Here is a 16,396-nt window from a genome sequence, read left to right as displayed (position 1 = left end):
ACACGTTGTTTTAAAGAGTACAGATCGGTACACTTCATGGCAAGTCTTTTTTTGGAGAGCATGATGAGCAAGCGCGATCACATCTTGGCGGTAGCCGAGTCGTTATTTAATCAGTTTGGTTACACTGCGGTGGGCGTCGACAAAATCCGTGATGAAGCCGCGGTCTCAAAGACCTCGATGTACCGTCACTTTGGTGCTAAATCGGCCTTGATTGAGGCTGTGCTGCAAGCGCGTCATACAAGATTTGAGCATGGACTGCAGCAGGCTATTGATGCGCACCAGGATAAAGATGCCCAATTGACGGCACTCCTCGATTGGTATCTGGCGTGGTTTAAACAAGACGACTTTAAAGGCTGTATGTTTATGCACGCGATTGGCGAATTTAAGAGCAGTACAGATAGCCAAATTGCAGCGATTGCCAAAGCGCACAAAGACAAAATTCACGGCTTAATTGAACAGATTGTTGGCTCAAAGGCGGCTGCTGATGCGGTGATGACGCTGTTAGAGGGGCTGATCGTGCGGGCTGAATTTGAATCACTTCCTGACCGAGCGTCATGCCTTGTTATGTTACGAAGCTTAATAAGACCTTAGGAATAAGCCCAAACGTGACAGCGTCACTAATAAGTGCATAGACGATATGCCGGTGCTCTTCTAATCTTTAATCGTGGCGGTCAGTCTGAGGTGACAATGTGAAACGAGGGTGGATGCTGTGGTTGTTGGGCATAACATTCAGTGTGTCAGCAACAGAAATGACGGTCGCGTATCGAGTGCACACTGATGATATATCTAGAGCAACGAGAGCGATTATTGCAGAAGTAATGAATCGGGTCGATCCACAAATCGAACTACAGTGGATAGAGATGCCGCTAAAGCGCGCAGAGAGATCCATCGAGAAAGGAATCATAGATATAGATATTAATCGTACAAAACTCGCTTATATTGACAGTGATAAGGTGGTATATGCATCTACTCCGCTTTATGAAATAGATTATTATCTCTATGCTCGTACATATGTTTTAGAACCAAGTAACTATCGTCGCGTTGCCATAAAGTTTGGTGATAGTTTTGCTTTACAAGTTGCTGATAAATATCAGTGGCAAGTTAGTTTGGCTCCGACGGAAGTTGCTGCTATGACTATGGTTCAAAACCAGCGTGTACAAGCAATGCTTGGGTTTGGGGCCGGGCTCCTAAATAGTGAGCAAGGTAAGGAACTTACATCGATTCGCCGTAGTCAAGAACCGGTAGAAACTGTGAATTTGTATATGGTTTTTCATCGTCGGCACTCAGCCAAGGCCAATCTAGCAAGCCAAGTCATAAAAAACATGATAGATAGCGGCGACTTTGCTGCTATCTACATAAGAAATCTTCAATAGTTATTGCTGCTGCACAACTTGTAACTGTAGTTTCCGCATTTTATGGCGTAATAGCTCTGTATCAATCGGCTGATCCCCGGCAATTATTACAAACAGCGAGTCAACTTATTCTTATAATCACGCTCATCAAACCTAAGACGCTCCTAAGCGAAAGCGCAATTATAACGCTCTATGGAATCATGGAATCAAACCAGATTACCACCACCAGCGTGCTAGTTATCAATAAGTGCATAGACGATACGCCGGTGCTCTTCTAATCTTTAACCGTGGCGGTCAGTCTGAGGTGACAATGTGAAACGAGGGTGGATGCTGTGGTTGTTGGGCATAACATTCAGTGTGTCAGCAACAGAAATAACGGTCGCGTATCGAGTGCACACTGATGAATCGTGGCAAGCGACTCAAGCTATCATCACACAAGCCATGGCGAGGGTGGATCCTGAGATTGAATTACAATGGATTGCCATGCCGCTTAAACGTGCGGAAATCTCCCTCAACAAAGGCATCATTGATGCCGATACGGCGCGCACTCAGTTTGCGTATCAACACAGTGATGTCGTGACTTACCCTTCGGCGCCGTTTTTTCGTGTTGATTACTACTTATACGGTCGAACGCATGTGCTCTCGCCACAAGACTACAGCCAAGTGGTTGGGTTGTTTGGCGACCAGTTTGCACAAAAAATTGCTCAAAAATACCAATGGAACATGTTATGGGCACGGTCAGAGTCTGCGGCCTTGAGTATGCTACAAAACGAGCGGGCCCAAGCGATGGTGGGGCCCGGTGTGTTTGATGACGAGCTTGGCGGAGAGGCATTATCGCTGATTCGCCAAAGTGAAAAGCCCATTGCCTCTGTCTCACTTTTTATGGTGTTCCATCAGCGTCATGCAGCGCTAGCGAAGCGGGTAGGGGCTGTTTTGCAATCGATGAATGATAGCGGCACGACCGCCGCTATCCTTGCCAAACATGGCTTATGATTATGGCTGCTGTTCAACTTGCAACTTTTGCTGCCGTACTTTTCGGCGTAACAGCTCGGTATAAATCGGTTGGCCACCCAGCAATTGGGCAAACAGCGTGGCTCCCAGCGTGGTGATAATCAGGGGTAAGATCAGGTAGTAATTGTTGGTCATCTCAATCACCAACAAAATACCGGTAATCGGCGCGCGCACGGTCGCGGCAAACAGAGCGCCCATTCCCGCAATCGCAAACATGCCCGGTTCAATGCCCATGTCAGGGTAGAGATTCGCAATCATCAAACCGAAGACGGTTCCCAGCAAGGTGCCAAGGGCTAACATGGGAGCGAAAATGCCGCCCGGTGCGCCGGAACCAAAGCAGATAACCGTCAGCAGCGTGCGCGCCATAAAAATAAACAGCAGTGCACTAATTGAGTAGTTGAGCGTAACAAAATCAGGGACGAGGTTAATGCCGCCGTGCGTGAGTTCAGGCGCATACACCAACAGTAAACCAAACACACCCCCCAAGGTTGATCCCACAATCAACACGCGCTTTTGGCTGTTTTGATATAAGCGTTGAAAGTAATCTTGAAAGCGCATGATCAGGAAGTTAAAAATCACCCCAAACACACCAAAACAGCACCCTAACGCTAAGAAAAACCACAACGAAATCAGTGGCGGTGTCTCGTATTGAGGCAACACAATGACAGCATCTTGGCCATTGATATAGCGAAACACAATGTCAGCAATGATTGCCGCAATGATCACCGCTTTAATGGAGATGAGGGTGTAGCGAAACTGTGGCCGCATTTCTTCAACCACAAACATGATCGCCGCAAGCGGGGCATTAAACGCGGCGGCTAAGCCCGCGGCGGCACCTGATGCGAGTAGGGTTTGATTGGTGTTACGGTCGTGAATGCGGAAGGTATCTGTCACCATTCGGCCGATATTGGCACCGATTTGGACACTCGGCCCTTCTCGGCCCAAAATCATCCCTGAGCCTAGCGCGCCCAAACCACCAAAAAATTTCACTGGGATTACCCGCCACCATCGTGTGGGACGAATACCTTCCATGGCGCCTTCGACTTCAGGAATACCCGATCCCGCGGCTTCAGGCGCAAACCGGTGCACCAGCCAATAGCCAATTAAGGCAAGACCCGCACTGATTAGAAAGGCGAGTAATCCCAATGGAATCATTGAGGTGATATTGCTATCGAGCCACTCGGTACGTGTTTGAGAAAGAGAGTGAATCGCGAGTTCAAAGAAGGTGACCACAATACCCGCGAGCAGGCCAATAACAACCGCTAACAATAAGACGGAAACGGGCGTTTTATCGCGTGACCACAGCTTATCGAAGAAAACGCTAGATTTATAAAATACTGCCCTTTTCTTGCTTGATTTACTTACAATTTTCATCAATGTGAACGCAAAGGTTAAGAAGAAAAAACGACGATGAAGTGAGGGTCTCATGCTCCTGAGCCTACACCGTGCTGGGATACGTCCTGTAACCCGAGGAAACGCAATAATACTACGCCAATTAACATAACATGCAAGCATCGTTAGCCAGTGTGCCTACTTGGCTAGTCTGGGCTGGTGGGGGCGTAGTTTACGCTGATCAGTCAGGCTGCCTTGAAGGCGAGCGGGCGATTTTTATCGCATTTTCCCGAGTTAAATCGGTACTGACAAAGAGCGTAACACGTGTTGAGCGTGGATTTTTTGATTTGAATTAGATCACAGTTTGCAGTGATGAAAAATTCCGCTGCGACAACACACTGTTGGGACGATGCGCAGCGGAGAGTCACTAGCCTTGGCGAGCGGCAAGGCTATCTGCGATGTCGATTAAGCGATCCAAAATACGTTCACCATCGACGCCAATGCCATTGTGCTCGTACTCGTTCGTCATCCACGCTTGACTGTTGGCAATCTGCGCCAAGGTTTGACGGGAATAATCGAACTCAACAAACATGTCATCCACATAGGTGGCACAGGCGAGCGGCACCGTATTGCGCTTGAGTACGTCGAGATCATAAAGCGCCGGCCAATCGCTCTTTTCCGCCAGCAACATGGCGGCGTCTTTGAGCGGTTTAAGGGTAGCCAGTTGATCAAACATCCACGGGTAAACCATTTCGCCGGTAAACCGGAACGGCTGATCGGGCTGATAGTGGAACTGCGGGTATTGATCGCGCACCCGGTGGGCTGACCACTGCGACGCCTGCTGCTGGCAGTAAATTGATTCATGCAAAATAGCGTAAAACGGGTTGGTTAAATACCCTTGGTCAGCCTGCATCGCATTTAAGAACGGGTAGCTTAAGGTACGCTCACCATTCACCTCTATAAAGGCTCGCTCTAGTAGGTAATACAGCGGCAGCCCGGCATGGCCGCGACCGAGATTCAGCCCCAGCGTTTGAAACTGCTCAACGGTAAACGGCTGACCGTTTGGCAGCGTCACCGTATTGTTTTGCAAATACTGGGCAATCTCGTGACAGCGGGCTTGTGCGTCCGGGAATTGTGCGAAAAACTGCTGGTTTTTGTCTTCCACACGCTGATAGGTTTTTTGATACACCGCATCGGCGTGTCCCTCGAGCGGCGGGATACCGCCGGTGACAAAGGCGCGTGATAGCGATTGTGGAAAGAACGACAAATAGGTGAGGGCACAGAACCCACCAAAGCTTTGTCCGAGGATCGCCCATTGCTTAATGCCTAACGCCTCGCGTAAACACTCGGCGTCTTTCACGATGCTGTCGGCTCGAAAATGGCTCAGATACGCTGCTTGCTCGGCAGGCGTGAGGTGGGCGAGAGTTTGGTGATTGACCGGCGAGCTCAAGCCCGTGCCGCGTTGGTCGAGCAACAACACGCGGTAATCGTCTAAGGCACGTTTTAGCCAGCCGCTTGCCCCATTCGGACGAGGAGACTCAAACCCAGGCCCGCCTTGAAAATACACTAACCACGGTAAATCTTGTTCATTTTTGCGCGTATCCACCACTTCACGGGCGAAAACCGAAATCGATGGGCTGGTGGCGTCATGATGATCCAGCGGCACATCAATGCGATGGCTGCGATAACGAATATGGCGATCCCAGAGTTCTTGCATAGTAATCCCTTTACAAAGTCACATCCTGAACACATGTCGATTGCTGAACATTTAGGACGCACGGCGCGATTATGGCGTCGTGTCGCCGATTCTGAGTTGGCGCCATTAGGGCTGAGCTATCCGCGCTGGAGTGCACTTTGGATGTTGCGTCGGTTAGGCGATGGCATCAGCCAAAGTGAATTGGCGCAGGCGCTCGAAATTGAGYTGGGCTCATTAATGCGGACCTTAAAACACCTTGAAACGCAGGGCCTGATCACGCGGCGCTGCTTGCCAGAAGATAAGCGCACCCGAACCGTGCATGTCACTGACAGCGGGTGTGAATTAATGAGCCGCATTGAAGCGCGGGTGTTGCGGGTACGTAAGCATCTGCTGGCGGGCATTGCCGCCGAAGATTTTGACGCTTTGGAGCGGGTGCTGGTCACCATTAATCAAAATGCGATGGACTATACCGCCACCACAAAAGATAACCAGAGCACAGAACAATAACAGAGGTAAGAAGTACGAATGACACCGGATGAAAAATTTGCGCGTTGGGTAAAAGTAGCCGCTCTCAGTTTTGTGTTGCTCTTTGGCTATTTTTTGCTGGCGGATAACGTGATGCCATTAACGCCTCATGCCATGGTGACACGCACCGTGACCAAAGTAGCACCACAGGTGAGCGGGCCGGTCAGTGCCTTGGCGGTGGAAAACAACCAAGGCGTGCATCAAGGGGATGTGTTGTTCCAAATTGATGATACCCCGTATCGGATTGCGGTCGACCAAGCCAAACTCGCCTTAGCTCAAGCCAGACAAACCAATGCTCAACTAGATGCGTCATTGATGGCGGCGCGGCAAGATGTTTCGGCCTTGGCGTCGGTGATGGCGCAAAAAGTGCGTGAAGCGAAACGCTTAAAAGCCTTATTCGCTAAAAATGGTGTCTCTCAGCAGCAGCGTGATGATGCAATCAGTGCGGCCAATACTGCTCGAGCCAATTGGGAAGCGGCCAAAGCGCGTGTCAGTGCGCTGCAAATTCAACGGGGCGGTGACGGTGCCAGTAACATTGCCGAACAAGTGGCATTGAGCAAACTAAAGAAAGCACAATTAAATCAATCCTACACCACAGTAAAAGCCAGCCATGACGGCGTGGTGACTAATCTGCAATTGGACGTGGGAGCCTATGCCAGCGCTGGACAGCCATTGATGGCGTTGGTGTCTGACCGCACCGATGTGATTGCCGATTTTCGTGAAAAAAGTGTCCGCGATGTGCACACCGGCACGCCGGTGAAGGTGGCGTTTGATAGTGAGCCGGGCAAGCTTTATGCGGGACACGTGAGTAGCGTGGATGCGGGCGTCAGTGCTGGACAGATCGATGCCAACGGACAACTGGCATCGCCTTCAAACTCGAACCGTTGGGTGCGTGATGCGCAGCGGATGCGTCTGCACATTCAACTCGATGAATGGCCCCCTCATGCGCTGCCGACCGGCGCCCGTGCCACGGTGCAACTTATGCCAGACAGCGGGATTGGAGCTGTATTCGCCCGCGCCCAAGTCGGCTTTTTAAGCCTGCTGCACTACATCTATTAAGGAGGTGAGCGATGGCTTTATGGCATCACCCCTTAAGTGATAACGATGTGCGCCAGTGTTTGCGGATTGCTACCGGTGCCACATTAGGCTTTACGGTATGCAAGTTTTTTGATTGTAGCTTTGGGGTGTTTTTTACCGTTACCCCCATGCTACTGCTGGGCTTAGTCCCGGTGATGAACGGTCGCGCGGCGCGCCAATTGCTTGCTTCCGCGGTGATCAGTGGCTTAGAAGTGGGTGCGCTCGGTGGCTTATTGGGGGCGCATCCAGGGCTGATGACACCGCTCGTCTTTGTGCTTTTCACCTACAAATTTGCGTGCATGTCTAAAGGGCGCTTTTTTCTGTTTGGTGCCAACAGTGTGTTGAGCCTGAGCATTATGCTGCATTTTGCCAGCTATCCAGACTTGCCACTTAACACGCTGGTTTTTGGTAACTTAGGGGCCAACATCCTCTCGGTATTGATCGCCTACTTGGTGACGTGGCTGATCCCGGATGTGACTGAGCGTCAGCCGCCTGCCATGCCCGCGGGAGGAAAACAGACTCACCGTATGCGCCACGAGGCATTAATGGGAGCCTCGTTAGCGACCATTTCCTTTGTGGTCTTTCAGCTGTTTGATTTGCGCGACTCCATTTCAGCGCAGGCCACGACTGTATTATTGCTGTTTCCCATGCACTGGAACGGCACGTTAAGTTATGCGCGAAAACGCGCGGTAGGCACGGTGCTTGGCGTCGCGTATGGGGTAGCATGCCAAGCAATACTGTATGACTGGTTTGGGGTGTTGATCTTGGTCGCGCCGCTTTTATGGATAGGGACGCTTTTATTCGCTAAAGCCCATGTGAAAGAAGCCAGTGGATCAGGGGTTGGATTTGGCGCGATGGCCACCTTGGGGATCCTGTTTGGGCAATACTTAAGTCCCAGCCAAGATTTTATGTATGATGCGCTTTACCGCGTCAGCAGCAATATTGTGGCGATAGTGATCACCTTAATGCTGTGTTTTGCGCTCCACAAACTGCTTAATTACTTTCCTGCCACGCGATTTGGGACCGCCTAAAATGTCAGAAAAATTGGTGAACGGTATGGCCTTTCATCGTCAATGCAAGCGATATGATTTTGTGCGTAACCGCGCATGATTATTTGACTTTTGCGAGGCGTAACTTGTTTATCAGTTACGCTGTCGCTATTATTTGCACTGACATCCATGTACAGAGAGGAAGTCAGCCGTCTCTCGCCCCTTTTGGCCGAATTAGGCTACCGGCTTATAGCACGCCGACGTTGACGGTTTCCGCCCCTCCCATTGCCAGTAAGGTAGCGTAGTGAAAAAACTCATTTTAATCGTGGTGTGTGCCATGTTTGCGGTGGCGGCAATTGCCAGCATCACCGCCACAACTTTTATCTCACACGATGAAATCGACCACATCATTCTCAAGCGTTCGAAAGCGCAGGCAGAGCTGCTTGCGGATCGCGCCGAATACATCCTGTCGAACTCGTCAACGCCAACCGACGATTTGCAGGAGATGGTCAGCGGTCTCAAAGTACGCAGTGACATCAGCTATGCCGTCGTCATTGATAAAAACGTCAAAGCCATTGCCCACAGTGATATGCAGAAACTGGGCAAAGTCTACACCGACAGCTACACAGTGGCGGGGGCTGGCCAAGGTCAACCACAGCATTCACGCTGGTACGCTGATGTGCAAGATGTGTGGGTGTACGACATCATGATGCCAATCTACGTCGATGGCCGCCTATGGGGCGCGTTTGATGTTGGGATCCCAATTACAGAAGTGGATAGCGCGGCCAATGGTATTGCRATTGCGCAGCTGACCGCGATTGGCTTGATTTTTATTGCCTGTACCCTCGTGCTGGTATGGCTATTGGGCCGACTGTTCGCGCCGCTTAAAGGCCTTGAGCACGCGCTGGCCGATATCTCGAAAGGGGACGGTGACCTGACCGTGCGTTTGCCTGTCACTGGCAACAACGAGATCACCCGTATTTCGGTGGCCTTTAACACCTTCGTCGAAAAAATCGACCTGCTGGTCGTGACCTCGATGAATGAGATGATCGCCACCATCAACGAAATTTCGCAAAGTGCGTCAAACGCCGCAGATTCGGCCTCGTCAGCCAACAGCGAAACCGAAGCCGGTAAGCAAACCTTGACCGAAGCGACCCAGACCATCAACCAACTCGACACCGAGATGGACAACATGTCGACCGTGATCACCTCGCTGGCTGATCGCACCCAGTCGATTGTCTCCATTTTGGACGTGATCCGTGGCATCTCAGAGCAAACGAACTTGCTTGCCTTGAACGCAGCCATTGAAGCGGCTCGTGCTGGCGAAGCGGGACGTGGCTTTGCGGTAGTGGCGGATGAAGTACGCAGTCTGGCGACCAAAACGTCGCAATCAACCGAAGAGATTCAATCGACCATTGATCAGCTTCAGCAAGAAGCGAAAAACGCGGTTGAGGCAATGGACACCAGTAAAGCTCTCACCAGCGAAGGGAACCGCGCGACCGAGCAAGCGCTGACGGCGCTAGAAAGCATCGCGATGCAAGTGAGCACCATCTTGGATATGAACACCCATGTGGCAACGGCGACCGAAGAGCAATCAAGCGTAGCCAATGAAATTAACGTCAACATGGATACGGTTAACCAAGCGGCGCAAGCCGGGCTGGACGATAGCCATAGCCTAGAAGCGAGTAGCCAAGACTTAGCAGGACTCGCGCGCACCCTCGATCACTATGTGGGCGCGTTTAAAGTCTCGGCAATTAACAAAGCGGACACGTCACTGCGCGCGTCGCGTGACTAATCGACCGTTTTGAACACTTCGACCCGATCGCCAGCCTTGTGCTGGCGATTTTTTTAGCGGGTTCCAGAGTGGCGATTAAAAATCGGGGGCGGGTTGAGTGGGCAAGTGTTGGGCTAAATATGCTAATAACGCCGCCACTTTGGGCTGAAGCTGACGTCCGCGTGGATAAAGCGCCCAAATACCTTCTTCTTCTATCCGATAATCCACCAATACTTCTTCTAATGTTCCCTCGGCTAACGCCTCTTGCACGTAATAATGCGGCAACTGCGCGAGGCCAATGCCTTGCTTGGCCGCCTCGAGTAACGCCACGCCAGAATTACAGCGCAGCCGCCCCGAAACCGTGAGGGCGCGGACTTTATTGCCCGCTTGATAATGCCAGTGCTCGTTGGAGCCAACCAAACAAACATGGCGATTTAGATCGCTTGGCGTCAGCGGCCGGCCGTGTGCAGCCAAATACACTGGGCTGGCACAAATAGTGAGTCGTCGAGAACCCAAGCGCTTCGCTTTCAGGCTGGAGTCAGCGAGATGACCAATACGGATCGCCACATCGGTGCCAGTTTCAATTAAATCAATTCGACGATTGGTCAGGTGCAAGTCCACTGACACATGAGGATATTGCCGCAAGAAGGGGGCCAGCAAGGGCGCGATATATTGTTCGCCAAAATTCACCGGCGCCGTCACCCGCACTAATCCGGTGGGAAGCGCTTGTGATTGGGTAATGGTTTGCTCGGCCTCTTGCAAGGCGGCCATCAGCGGACGGCAACGTTGATAATAGTGCTCGCCTTCATCCGTTAGCGTGACTTTACGGGTGGTGCGGTGAAAAAGCTTCACCCCCAAATGGGCTTCCAGCGCCGCAACTCGCCGACTTACCGCCACCACATTGGTGTCGAGCTTATAAGCTGCCTGAGTAAAACTGCCGTGCTCAGCCACCGCTAAAAATTCGTTTAATCCTTCCCAATGGGGAGCCATGACTGTCTATCCTGTCTATATTATCGGACAATGCTTTATTACGTCAGTGAAATAATAATTTTCAATTTTGCTGGATTATAACGAAAAGCAACTTAGCTAGTATAGCGTGACACGAATTACTCCCTTGAACTCAAAAGGATTCTGCAATGGCACTAACCATCAAGCCGGGACAAACCCACATTAAATCCAAAGCCGCCGTCGCATGGGGGCCAGGCCAACCACTGAAAATGGAAGAGGTCGACGTTGAACTGCCCAAGCCGGGCGAGGTGTTGGTCAGAATCGTCGCAACTGGTGTGTGCCATACCGATGCGTTCACCTTATCGGGCGACGATCCTGAAGGGGTATTTCCTTCCATTCTCGGCCATGAAGGCGGCGGGATTGTTGAAATGGTCGGCGAAGGCGTGACCAGTGTGGAAGTGGGCGACCATGTGATCCCACTTTACACCGCCGAATGTGGTGAGTGTAAATTCTGCCGCTCGGGTAAAACCAATCTGTGTGGCGCAGTGCGTGAAACCCAAGGCAAAGGCTTGATGCCAGACGGTACCTCACGCTTTTCGATTAACGGCGAGACCATTTTCCACTACATGGGCTGCTCGACCTTCTCGGAATACACGGTACTGCCCGAGATCTCTTTGGCGAAAGTAAGCAAAGCCGCACCGCTCGAAGAAGTCTGCCTGCTTGGCTGTGGCGTGACCACTGGCATGGGTGCGGTAATGAACACTGCCAAAGTAGAAAAAGGCGACACGGTGGCGATTTTCGGTTTAGGCGGTATTGGCCTATCCGCGGTGATTGGCGCGCGTATGGCCGGCGCGAGTCGCATCATCGGCATTGATATCAATGAGAGCAAATTCACCCTTGCCAAGCAGCTGGGCGCCACCGATGTGATTAACCCAAAAGACTACGACCAGCCAATCCAACAAGTGATTGTGGAGATGACCGACGGCGGCGTTGATTACTCGTTTGAATGTATCGGCAATGTCGATGTGATGCGCCAAGCACTGGAATGCTGCCACAAAGGCTGGGGCGAGTCAGTGATCATTGGGGTTGCTGGCGCAGGCCAAGAGATTTCGACCCGTCCGTTCCAGCTGGTGACAGGGCGCGTCTGGAAAGGCTCGGCGTTTGGTGGCGTAAAAGGCCGCTCAGAGCTGCCCGGTATTGTCGAGCGCTACCTCGATGGTGAGTTTGGTCTACAAGAATTTATTAGCTACACCATGGGCCTTGATGAAGTGAACCGCGCCTTTGAACTGATGCACGAAGGCAAAAGCATTCGCAGCGTGATCCACATGGACCAATAACAGGACGGCCGCCGTGGCAACGCGGCGGTAAGATAACCATGCAACTAGAAAAAATAAGCGAAAACAAAGTCGCAGGCGGTTGGCACCAACGTTGGCAGCATGACTCAAGCACCACCAACGGCAAAATGACCTTTGCGATCTTTCTGCCAGAGCAAGCGAAAGAACAACCTGTGCCGGTGCTTTATTGGCTCTCGGGCCTGACCTGCACCGACGAAAACTTTATGCAAAAGGCCGGCGCGTTTAAACAAGCCGCCACCTTGGGCATGGCGATTGTAGCGCCAGACACCAGCCCACGCGGCGAGGGCGTGGCCGACGCCAATCAATACGATCTCGGTCAAGGGGCGGGGTTTTATGTCAATGCCACCCAAGCGCCGTGGCAGTCGCACTACCAAATGTACGACTACGTCGCTCACGAACTGCCAGAGCTGATTGAATCGCACTTTGAGGTCAACAACCAGCGCGCAATTGCCGGACACAGCATGGGCGGCCACGGCGCGTTAGTGATTGGTTTGCGTAACCCCTCACGCTACAGCAGCATTTCCGCGTTCAGCCCGATTTGTCATCCCACCGAGTGCCCGTGGGGCAAACAGGCCTTTAGCGCCTATTTAGGTGATGACGAACAAACATGGCAAGCCTACGATGCCACCGTGTTACTCGCCCAAGGCCCCACCGCCATGCCGATGCTGGTGGACCAAGGCGACAAAGACGGCTTTTTAGCCGAGCAGCTTAACCCGCAAGCCCTAAAACAAGCGGCCGAGAAACACAACTCTCCGCTCACCTTGCGCATGCAACCCGGCTACGACCACAGCTACTTTTTCATCAGTACTTTTATTGATGAACACCTCGCCTTCCACGCCACCCGCTTTGCGCGGTAGGGTAAATGCTCCTCACCACCGTATACATGTTATGCGGTGGTTTGCTCTCCTTTTATCGTAAAGCATGATATCTTATTGAAATAACTGGTTATAATGTAAAAGGATATTATGTATACCGTTGCGATTGTGCTATTTGATGCGTTTACCGACATCGATTTCTTTCTCATGCGCGATATCTTTGGACGTCTCCCTCAACATTGGAATGTACGTGTACTTGGCACTAAAGCCGAACACACATCGACGCTTGGGCTCTCGGTAACAACAGATGGTGAACTCAGTGAAGCAAGTGAAGCTGATGTTGTATTGATTACCAGTGGCTATAAAGGCGTACCTGCCGCATTAAACGACGATGCGTTTATGAAAGCTCTATCGCTTAATCCCAATCACCAACTTATCGGCTCGATTTGTGCAGGCTCCTTTATTTTGTATCGTTTAGGGTTGTTAGGCGGGCGTCAACTGACCACGCATCCCGATGCTAAACCTGCCCTTGAAGCCATGGGCGCAGAAGTGCAAGACCAGCCGTTAGTGATTGATGGCAATATCGCCACGGCTGGTGGATGTTTATCGGCACTTTATCTAACTGGATGGGTGGCAGAACGCTTATTTGATACAAACGTGCGCCGAGAAATGCATCGTCAATTGCTCCCCGCAGGACAAGCAGCAACATATGAAGCTCTGATTGAAGAAACAATTCAGTCAGCAAAAGTCACTCTTCTTCCTACCTAAAATCTCGTTCAATCAAAATAACTCGCAACGTACAAACCCGAATCAGGCGATTACGACTCGCCTTTTTGGGACCAATCTAACAAAACAAGGCTTGGCTAACACTTTGGACAATAGCGCACGAAAAGCAACACAGCGCTTGATACACTAATCTGCAAAATAGCCAATCAAATGGCGTGTTAGGTGCCGACAACTGATCGGCGGTAGCGTGGTGAGTGGATGGGTGGTTAATCAGCTTATTGGCCAGATACAGCAAATAGCATGCGCGTTTATCCGTAACAGGTTCACACTATCTCGGAATGGGCGATAAAAATAATGGATTATTCATGTGGTTACAGTTTACCGCTTAGGGATAGTGTGAACGTCCGAGAAGGGATAGACGGTATGCACACTATCACCGCTGAGAACTTGATGATAAAGATAGAAATTCCATTAATATCAACGATTTATTAATAAAGCGTGGCGTATAACGGTTTTGATAAATCGAGTATGCACGCTAATACAATGTTATACCTACTGTTAACACATTCGGAAAAGGGGAATTCATGGCTAAATTGAAAGATGTATATAATTTTCAGTGCAAGGTTTTTGAGCCAGAAACGTCAGAATTATCTGCGAAAGAGCTGAAAGTTATGTTGAAGCAATTATATGAATACTTCCCATATACAGACAAAGGCGATGGCAACAAACAGCCTTATGATACTGACAATGACTACTCGAAAAAATGGTTTAAATGCTATGATCATTTGTTAAATATTTTGTCGATGAAAAAACAAGAGTTTCGCTATAAGTTATCACTCACATTATCGATAGTTGCGATTGTAATATCAGTAATAGGTGTTGCAGTAAGAATTACAGTTTCAGGGTAATTAGGTATAACAAGCCAATTCAATTGACGCAATTAAACCACACGATTGTGGTTTAGAGTTTTTCAACGCTTCGGTTGCTTGCAATGCGCAATTGATTGGGGCGTTAGGTTTTTTATAGTAGTTAAGCAAACAAGTGAATATAATAAGAACATCGTTTATGTTGGTTTTAAGCAATGGATAATAATCAAAGAAAAGAGCTCCTAAGTAGGGCTTATGTTAGTGCTATTGCCGCTCAGGTGGGATTTAGATCTGCCATTCCTGATGTCGATGATGACAGCGTGGATCTTATTTTAAAAGGACGTGGTTTTACTTCTGGTATTCGAAACCCTCAGTTAGAAATTCAGTTAAAGTGCACTGCAAAAGATAGTGGTTGTTCTGACTACTTTTCTTATCAGCTTCCGATAAAAAACTACAATGATCTGAGGGCTGAAAACCTGTTGTGTCCTCGCTACCTTTTTGTCTTGGTTGTTCCAAAAGATACTACGGGTTGGTTGGTTCATGAAAATGATCACATGAAGGTTAAACATTGCTGTTACTGGTATTCCTTGAGCGAGCTTCAGCCAACAATCAACGACACCTCAGTTACGGTTAAGATCCCTAGAAAAAATTTACTCACAGCTTCTAGCATGCTTAGTTTAATGGAGTTAGCAAGCCAGAGGGGGGTAGCTGCATGATTACTTCACCACTAAAAAATAAAGCAGTATCTGTTTCTCCTAAAAACCTAGAAGGTTACTTGTCAGCTAAAGGTTGGGTTGTTGAAGGTGAAGTGTTTGGACAGGCTAAAATTTGGCACCGTCCGGAGCATGATTGCTATGAATATGAGGTTATACAGCCTAAATCAATGGAAGTCAGTGGTTACATTCAGCGTGTAGTTGACGCAATTAATGAAATCGCTTCTTTTGAAAGTCGTCAACCTGATATCGTTTTAAAAGAGATCGAAAGTTTCCACTCTGATAGCGTAAAGATACGAGTTGTACACTCTGACGTAGAGGAAGGTACAATTCCCATCGAGGATGGGGTTTTACTTATTGAGAAATCAAGAGACCTTCTAGCAGCAACAACTCTGTCTACATTTAGCAAAAAAGCTTATTTTACGGGGCAAAGAAACACTGAAGCACAAAACTTCATTAAACAACTTCGTCTTGGGCAGACAGAAGTAGGTAGCTTTATCGTAAATTTGATAGCTCCAATTCCTGAAACTATAAACTCTCAACTAGATCAAGATGAGATGTCAGTTACGAGAGCTGTAACTAACAACTTATCGCGAAGTCTTGTTGCTCTTGAGAAAGGTATAGATTTATATAACGCTTCAGAAAGCATATTTGAATTCGAATCAATAATTCAAAATGGTGTAAGCGCTAACTTGTGTGATGCCCTAATTGGGCTTAGTGGCTTCTCTAAAAGTCGTTCTTTCAATATAAGTATTTGCCGTGCTGGCGCTGAAATAGATACTCAAGAGTTACCAACAATATTCAAGTTCTTACCTGAGCATGTTCCAGCACTTGAAGTGGCATCTGCGTTTTATAAAGGTAATTACGTTATTAATGAATATGAGGCATTTGGTTTAGTTAGCAAAATGACGCACCTACCTCAAGATGACTTTGGGGAGATAACGGTACGTTCATCGGTCCGAGGTATTGAAAAGAATGTAGTTATTCAACTATGCATGGAGCACTACTGGCAAGCTGTTCATGCCCATGAAAACGGTGAGTTAGTCAGTTGTAAAGGGGCATTACATGTCACAGCGAAGTCAGCAAAGCTCTTGGAATCACATGGTTTTAAGGTCATAGGTAAATCAGCTTAGGGTTCAGCATTTAAAAAAACCTAACACATATGAGCCCTTCTCTGGTCAATAGGCAATAGCATTTTTTTGGCTGCGCCAGCAGCC

General features: G+C 49.4%; 16 protein-coding genes. 13 read left to right on the top strand and 3 right to left on the bottom strand.

The annotated features are described in order from the left end of the window. The first annotated feature begins 63 nt into the window (after nt 1-63). The 3 genes from BZJ17_RS02910 (at nt 64) to BZJ17_RS02900 (ending at nt 2,345) form a co-directional block, all read left to right on the top strand. Nucleotides 64-591 carry a TetR/AcrR family transcriptional regulator gene (locus BZJ17_RS02910; protein WP_077639702.1) on the top strand — a complete coding sequence of 176 codons (528 nt, stop codon included), beginning with the start codon at nt 64-66 and terminating at the stop codon, nt 589-591. 113 nt (nt 592-704) lie between these two features. Next, nucleotides 705-1,373 carry a transporter substrate-binding domain-containing protein gene (locus tag BZJ17_RS02905; RefSeq protein ID WP_077639701.1) on the top strand — a complete coding sequence of 223 codons (669 nt, stop codon included), beginning with the start codon at nt 705-707 and terminating at the stop codon, nt 1,371-1,373. A 306-nt stretch (nt 1,374-1,679) separates the two neighbouring features. Next, nucleotides 1,680-2,345, top strand: a complete 666-nt coding sequence (locus BZJ17_RS02900) for a transporter substrate-binding domain-containing protein (RefSeq protein WP_077639700.1) — start codon at nt 1,680-1,682, stop codon at nt 2,343-2,345. Here BZJ17_RS02900 and clcA read toward each other — a convergent pair whose 3' ends face one another. Next, nucleotides 2,346-3,737 (bottom strand): H(+)/Cl(-) exchange transporter ClcA, encoded by a 1,392-nt coding sequence (gene clcA, locus BZJ17_RS02895; protein WP_069587953.1) that lies wholly within the window; start codon nt 3,735-3,737, stop codon nt 2,346-2,348. Nucleotides 3,738-4,122: 385 nt separating this feature from the next. Continuing rightward, nucleotides 4,123-5,412, bottom strand: coding sequence for an alpha/beta fold hydrolase (locus BZJ17_RS02890; RefSeq protein ID WP_077639699.1), 1,290 nt, complete (start codon nt 5,410-5,412; stop codon nt 4,123-4,125). Between the two features lie 33 nt (nt 5,413-5,445). Here BZJ17_RS02890 and BZJ17_RS02885 point away from each other — a divergent pair, with 33 nt between their 5' ends. The 4 genes from BZJ17_RS02885 (at nt 5,446) to BZJ17_RS02870 (ending at nt 9,777) form a co-directional block, all read left to right on the top strand. Then, complete coding sequence (locus BZJ17_RS02885; protein WP_241836747.1) at nt 5,446-5,898, top strand: MarR family transcriptional regulator; 453 nt, start codon at nt 5,446-5,448, stop codon at nt 5,896-5,898. Between the two features lie 18 nt (nt 5,899-5,916). Further along, the gene (locus tag BZJ17_RS02880) at nt 5,917-6,975 is read left to right on the top strand and encodes an HlyD family secretion protein (protein WP_077457822.1); all 1,059 of its coding nucleotides are present in this window, start codon (nt 5,917-5,919) and stop codon (nt 6,973-6,975) included. 11 nt (nt 6,976-6,986) lie between these two features. Beyond that, complete coding sequence (locus BZJ17_RS02875; protein WP_077639697.1) at nt 6,987-8,024, top strand: DUF2955 domain-containing protein; 1,038 nt, start codon at nt 6,987-6,989, stop codon at nt 8,022-8,024. Between the two features lie 262 nt (nt 8,025-8,286). Continuing rightward, nucleotides 8,287-9,777 (top strand): methyl-accepting chemotaxis protein, encoded by a 1,491-nt coding sequence (locus tag BZJ17_RS02870; RefSeq protein WP_077639696.1) that lies wholly within the window; start codon nt 8,287-8,289, stop codon nt 9,775-9,777. A 75-nt stretch (nt 9,778-9,852) separates the two neighbouring features. Here the strand turns inward: BZJ17_RS02870 and BZJ17_RS02865 are convergent, their stop codons facing one another. Further along, the gene (locus tag BZJ17_RS02865; RefSeq protein WP_077639695.1) at nt 9,853-10,746 is read right to left on the bottom strand and encodes a LysR family transcriptional regulator; all 894 of its coding nucleotides are present in this window, start codon (nt 10,744-10,746) and stop codon (nt 9,853-9,855) included. Nucleotides 10,747-10,892: 146 nt separating this feature from the next. Between BZJ17_RS02865 and BZJ17_RS02860 the strand changes: the two genes are divergently transcribed. The 6 genes from BZJ17_RS02860 to BZJ17_RS02835 all read left to right on the top strand — a co-directional run bounded on the left by BZJ17_RS02860 (nt 10,893) and on the right by BZJ17_RS02835 (nt 16,312). After that, nucleotides 10,893-12,041 carry an S-(hydroxymethyl)glutathione dehydrogenase/class III alcohol dehydrogenase gene (locus tag BZJ17_RS02860; RefSeq protein WP_077639694.1) on the top strand — a complete coding sequence of 383 codons (1,149 nt, stop codon included), beginning with the start codon at nt 10,893-10,895 and terminating at the stop codon, nt 12,039-12,041. Nucleotides 12,042-12,079: 38 nt separating this feature from the next. Then, nucleotides 12,080-12,916 carry an S-formylglutathione hydrolase gene (fghA, locus tag BZJ17_RS02855; RefSeq protein ID WP_077639693.1) on the top strand — a complete coding sequence of 279 codons (837 nt, stop codon included), beginning with the start codon at nt 12,080-12,082 and terminating at the stop codon, nt 12,914-12,916. Between the two features lie 108 nt (nt 12,917-13,024). Then, nucleotides 13,025-13,642, top strand: coding sequence for a DJ-1/PfpI family protein (locus tag BZJ17_RS02850; protein ID WP_077639692.1), 618 nt, complete (start codon nt 13,025-13,027; stop codon nt 13,640-13,642). A gap of 542 nt (nt 13,643-14,184) precedes the next feature. Then, nucleotides 14,185-14,508, top strand: coding sequence for a hypothetical protein (locus BZJ17_RS02845; RefSeq protein WP_077639691.1), 324 nt, complete (start codon nt 14,185-14,187; stop codon nt 14,506-14,508). A gap of 173 nt (nt 14,509-14,681) precedes the next feature. Beyond that, a complete protein-coding gene (locus BZJ17_RS02840) occupies nt 14,682-15,182 on the top strand; it encodes a DUF4365 domain-containing protein (protein ID WP_077639690.1) in 501 nt (166 codons plus the stop codon). After that, a complete protein-coding gene (locus tag BZJ17_RS02835) occupies nt 15,179-16,312 on the top strand; it encodes a hypothetical protein (protein ID WP_077639689.1) in 1,134 nt (377 codons plus the stop codon). Before BZJ17_RS02840 ends, BZJ17_RS02835 begins: the two co-directional genes overlap by 4 nt. Nucleotides 16,313-16,396: the final 84 nt, after the last annotated feature.

This window comes from Salinivibrio sp. IB574 (assembly GCF_001996205.1).
In the GTDB taxonomy this organism is placed as follows: Bacteria; Pseudomonadota; Gammaproteobacteria; order Enterobacterales; family Vibrionaceae; genus Salinivibrio; species Salinivibrio proteolyticus.
This window is presented reverse-complemented; position numbering and strand designations above follow the sequence as displayed.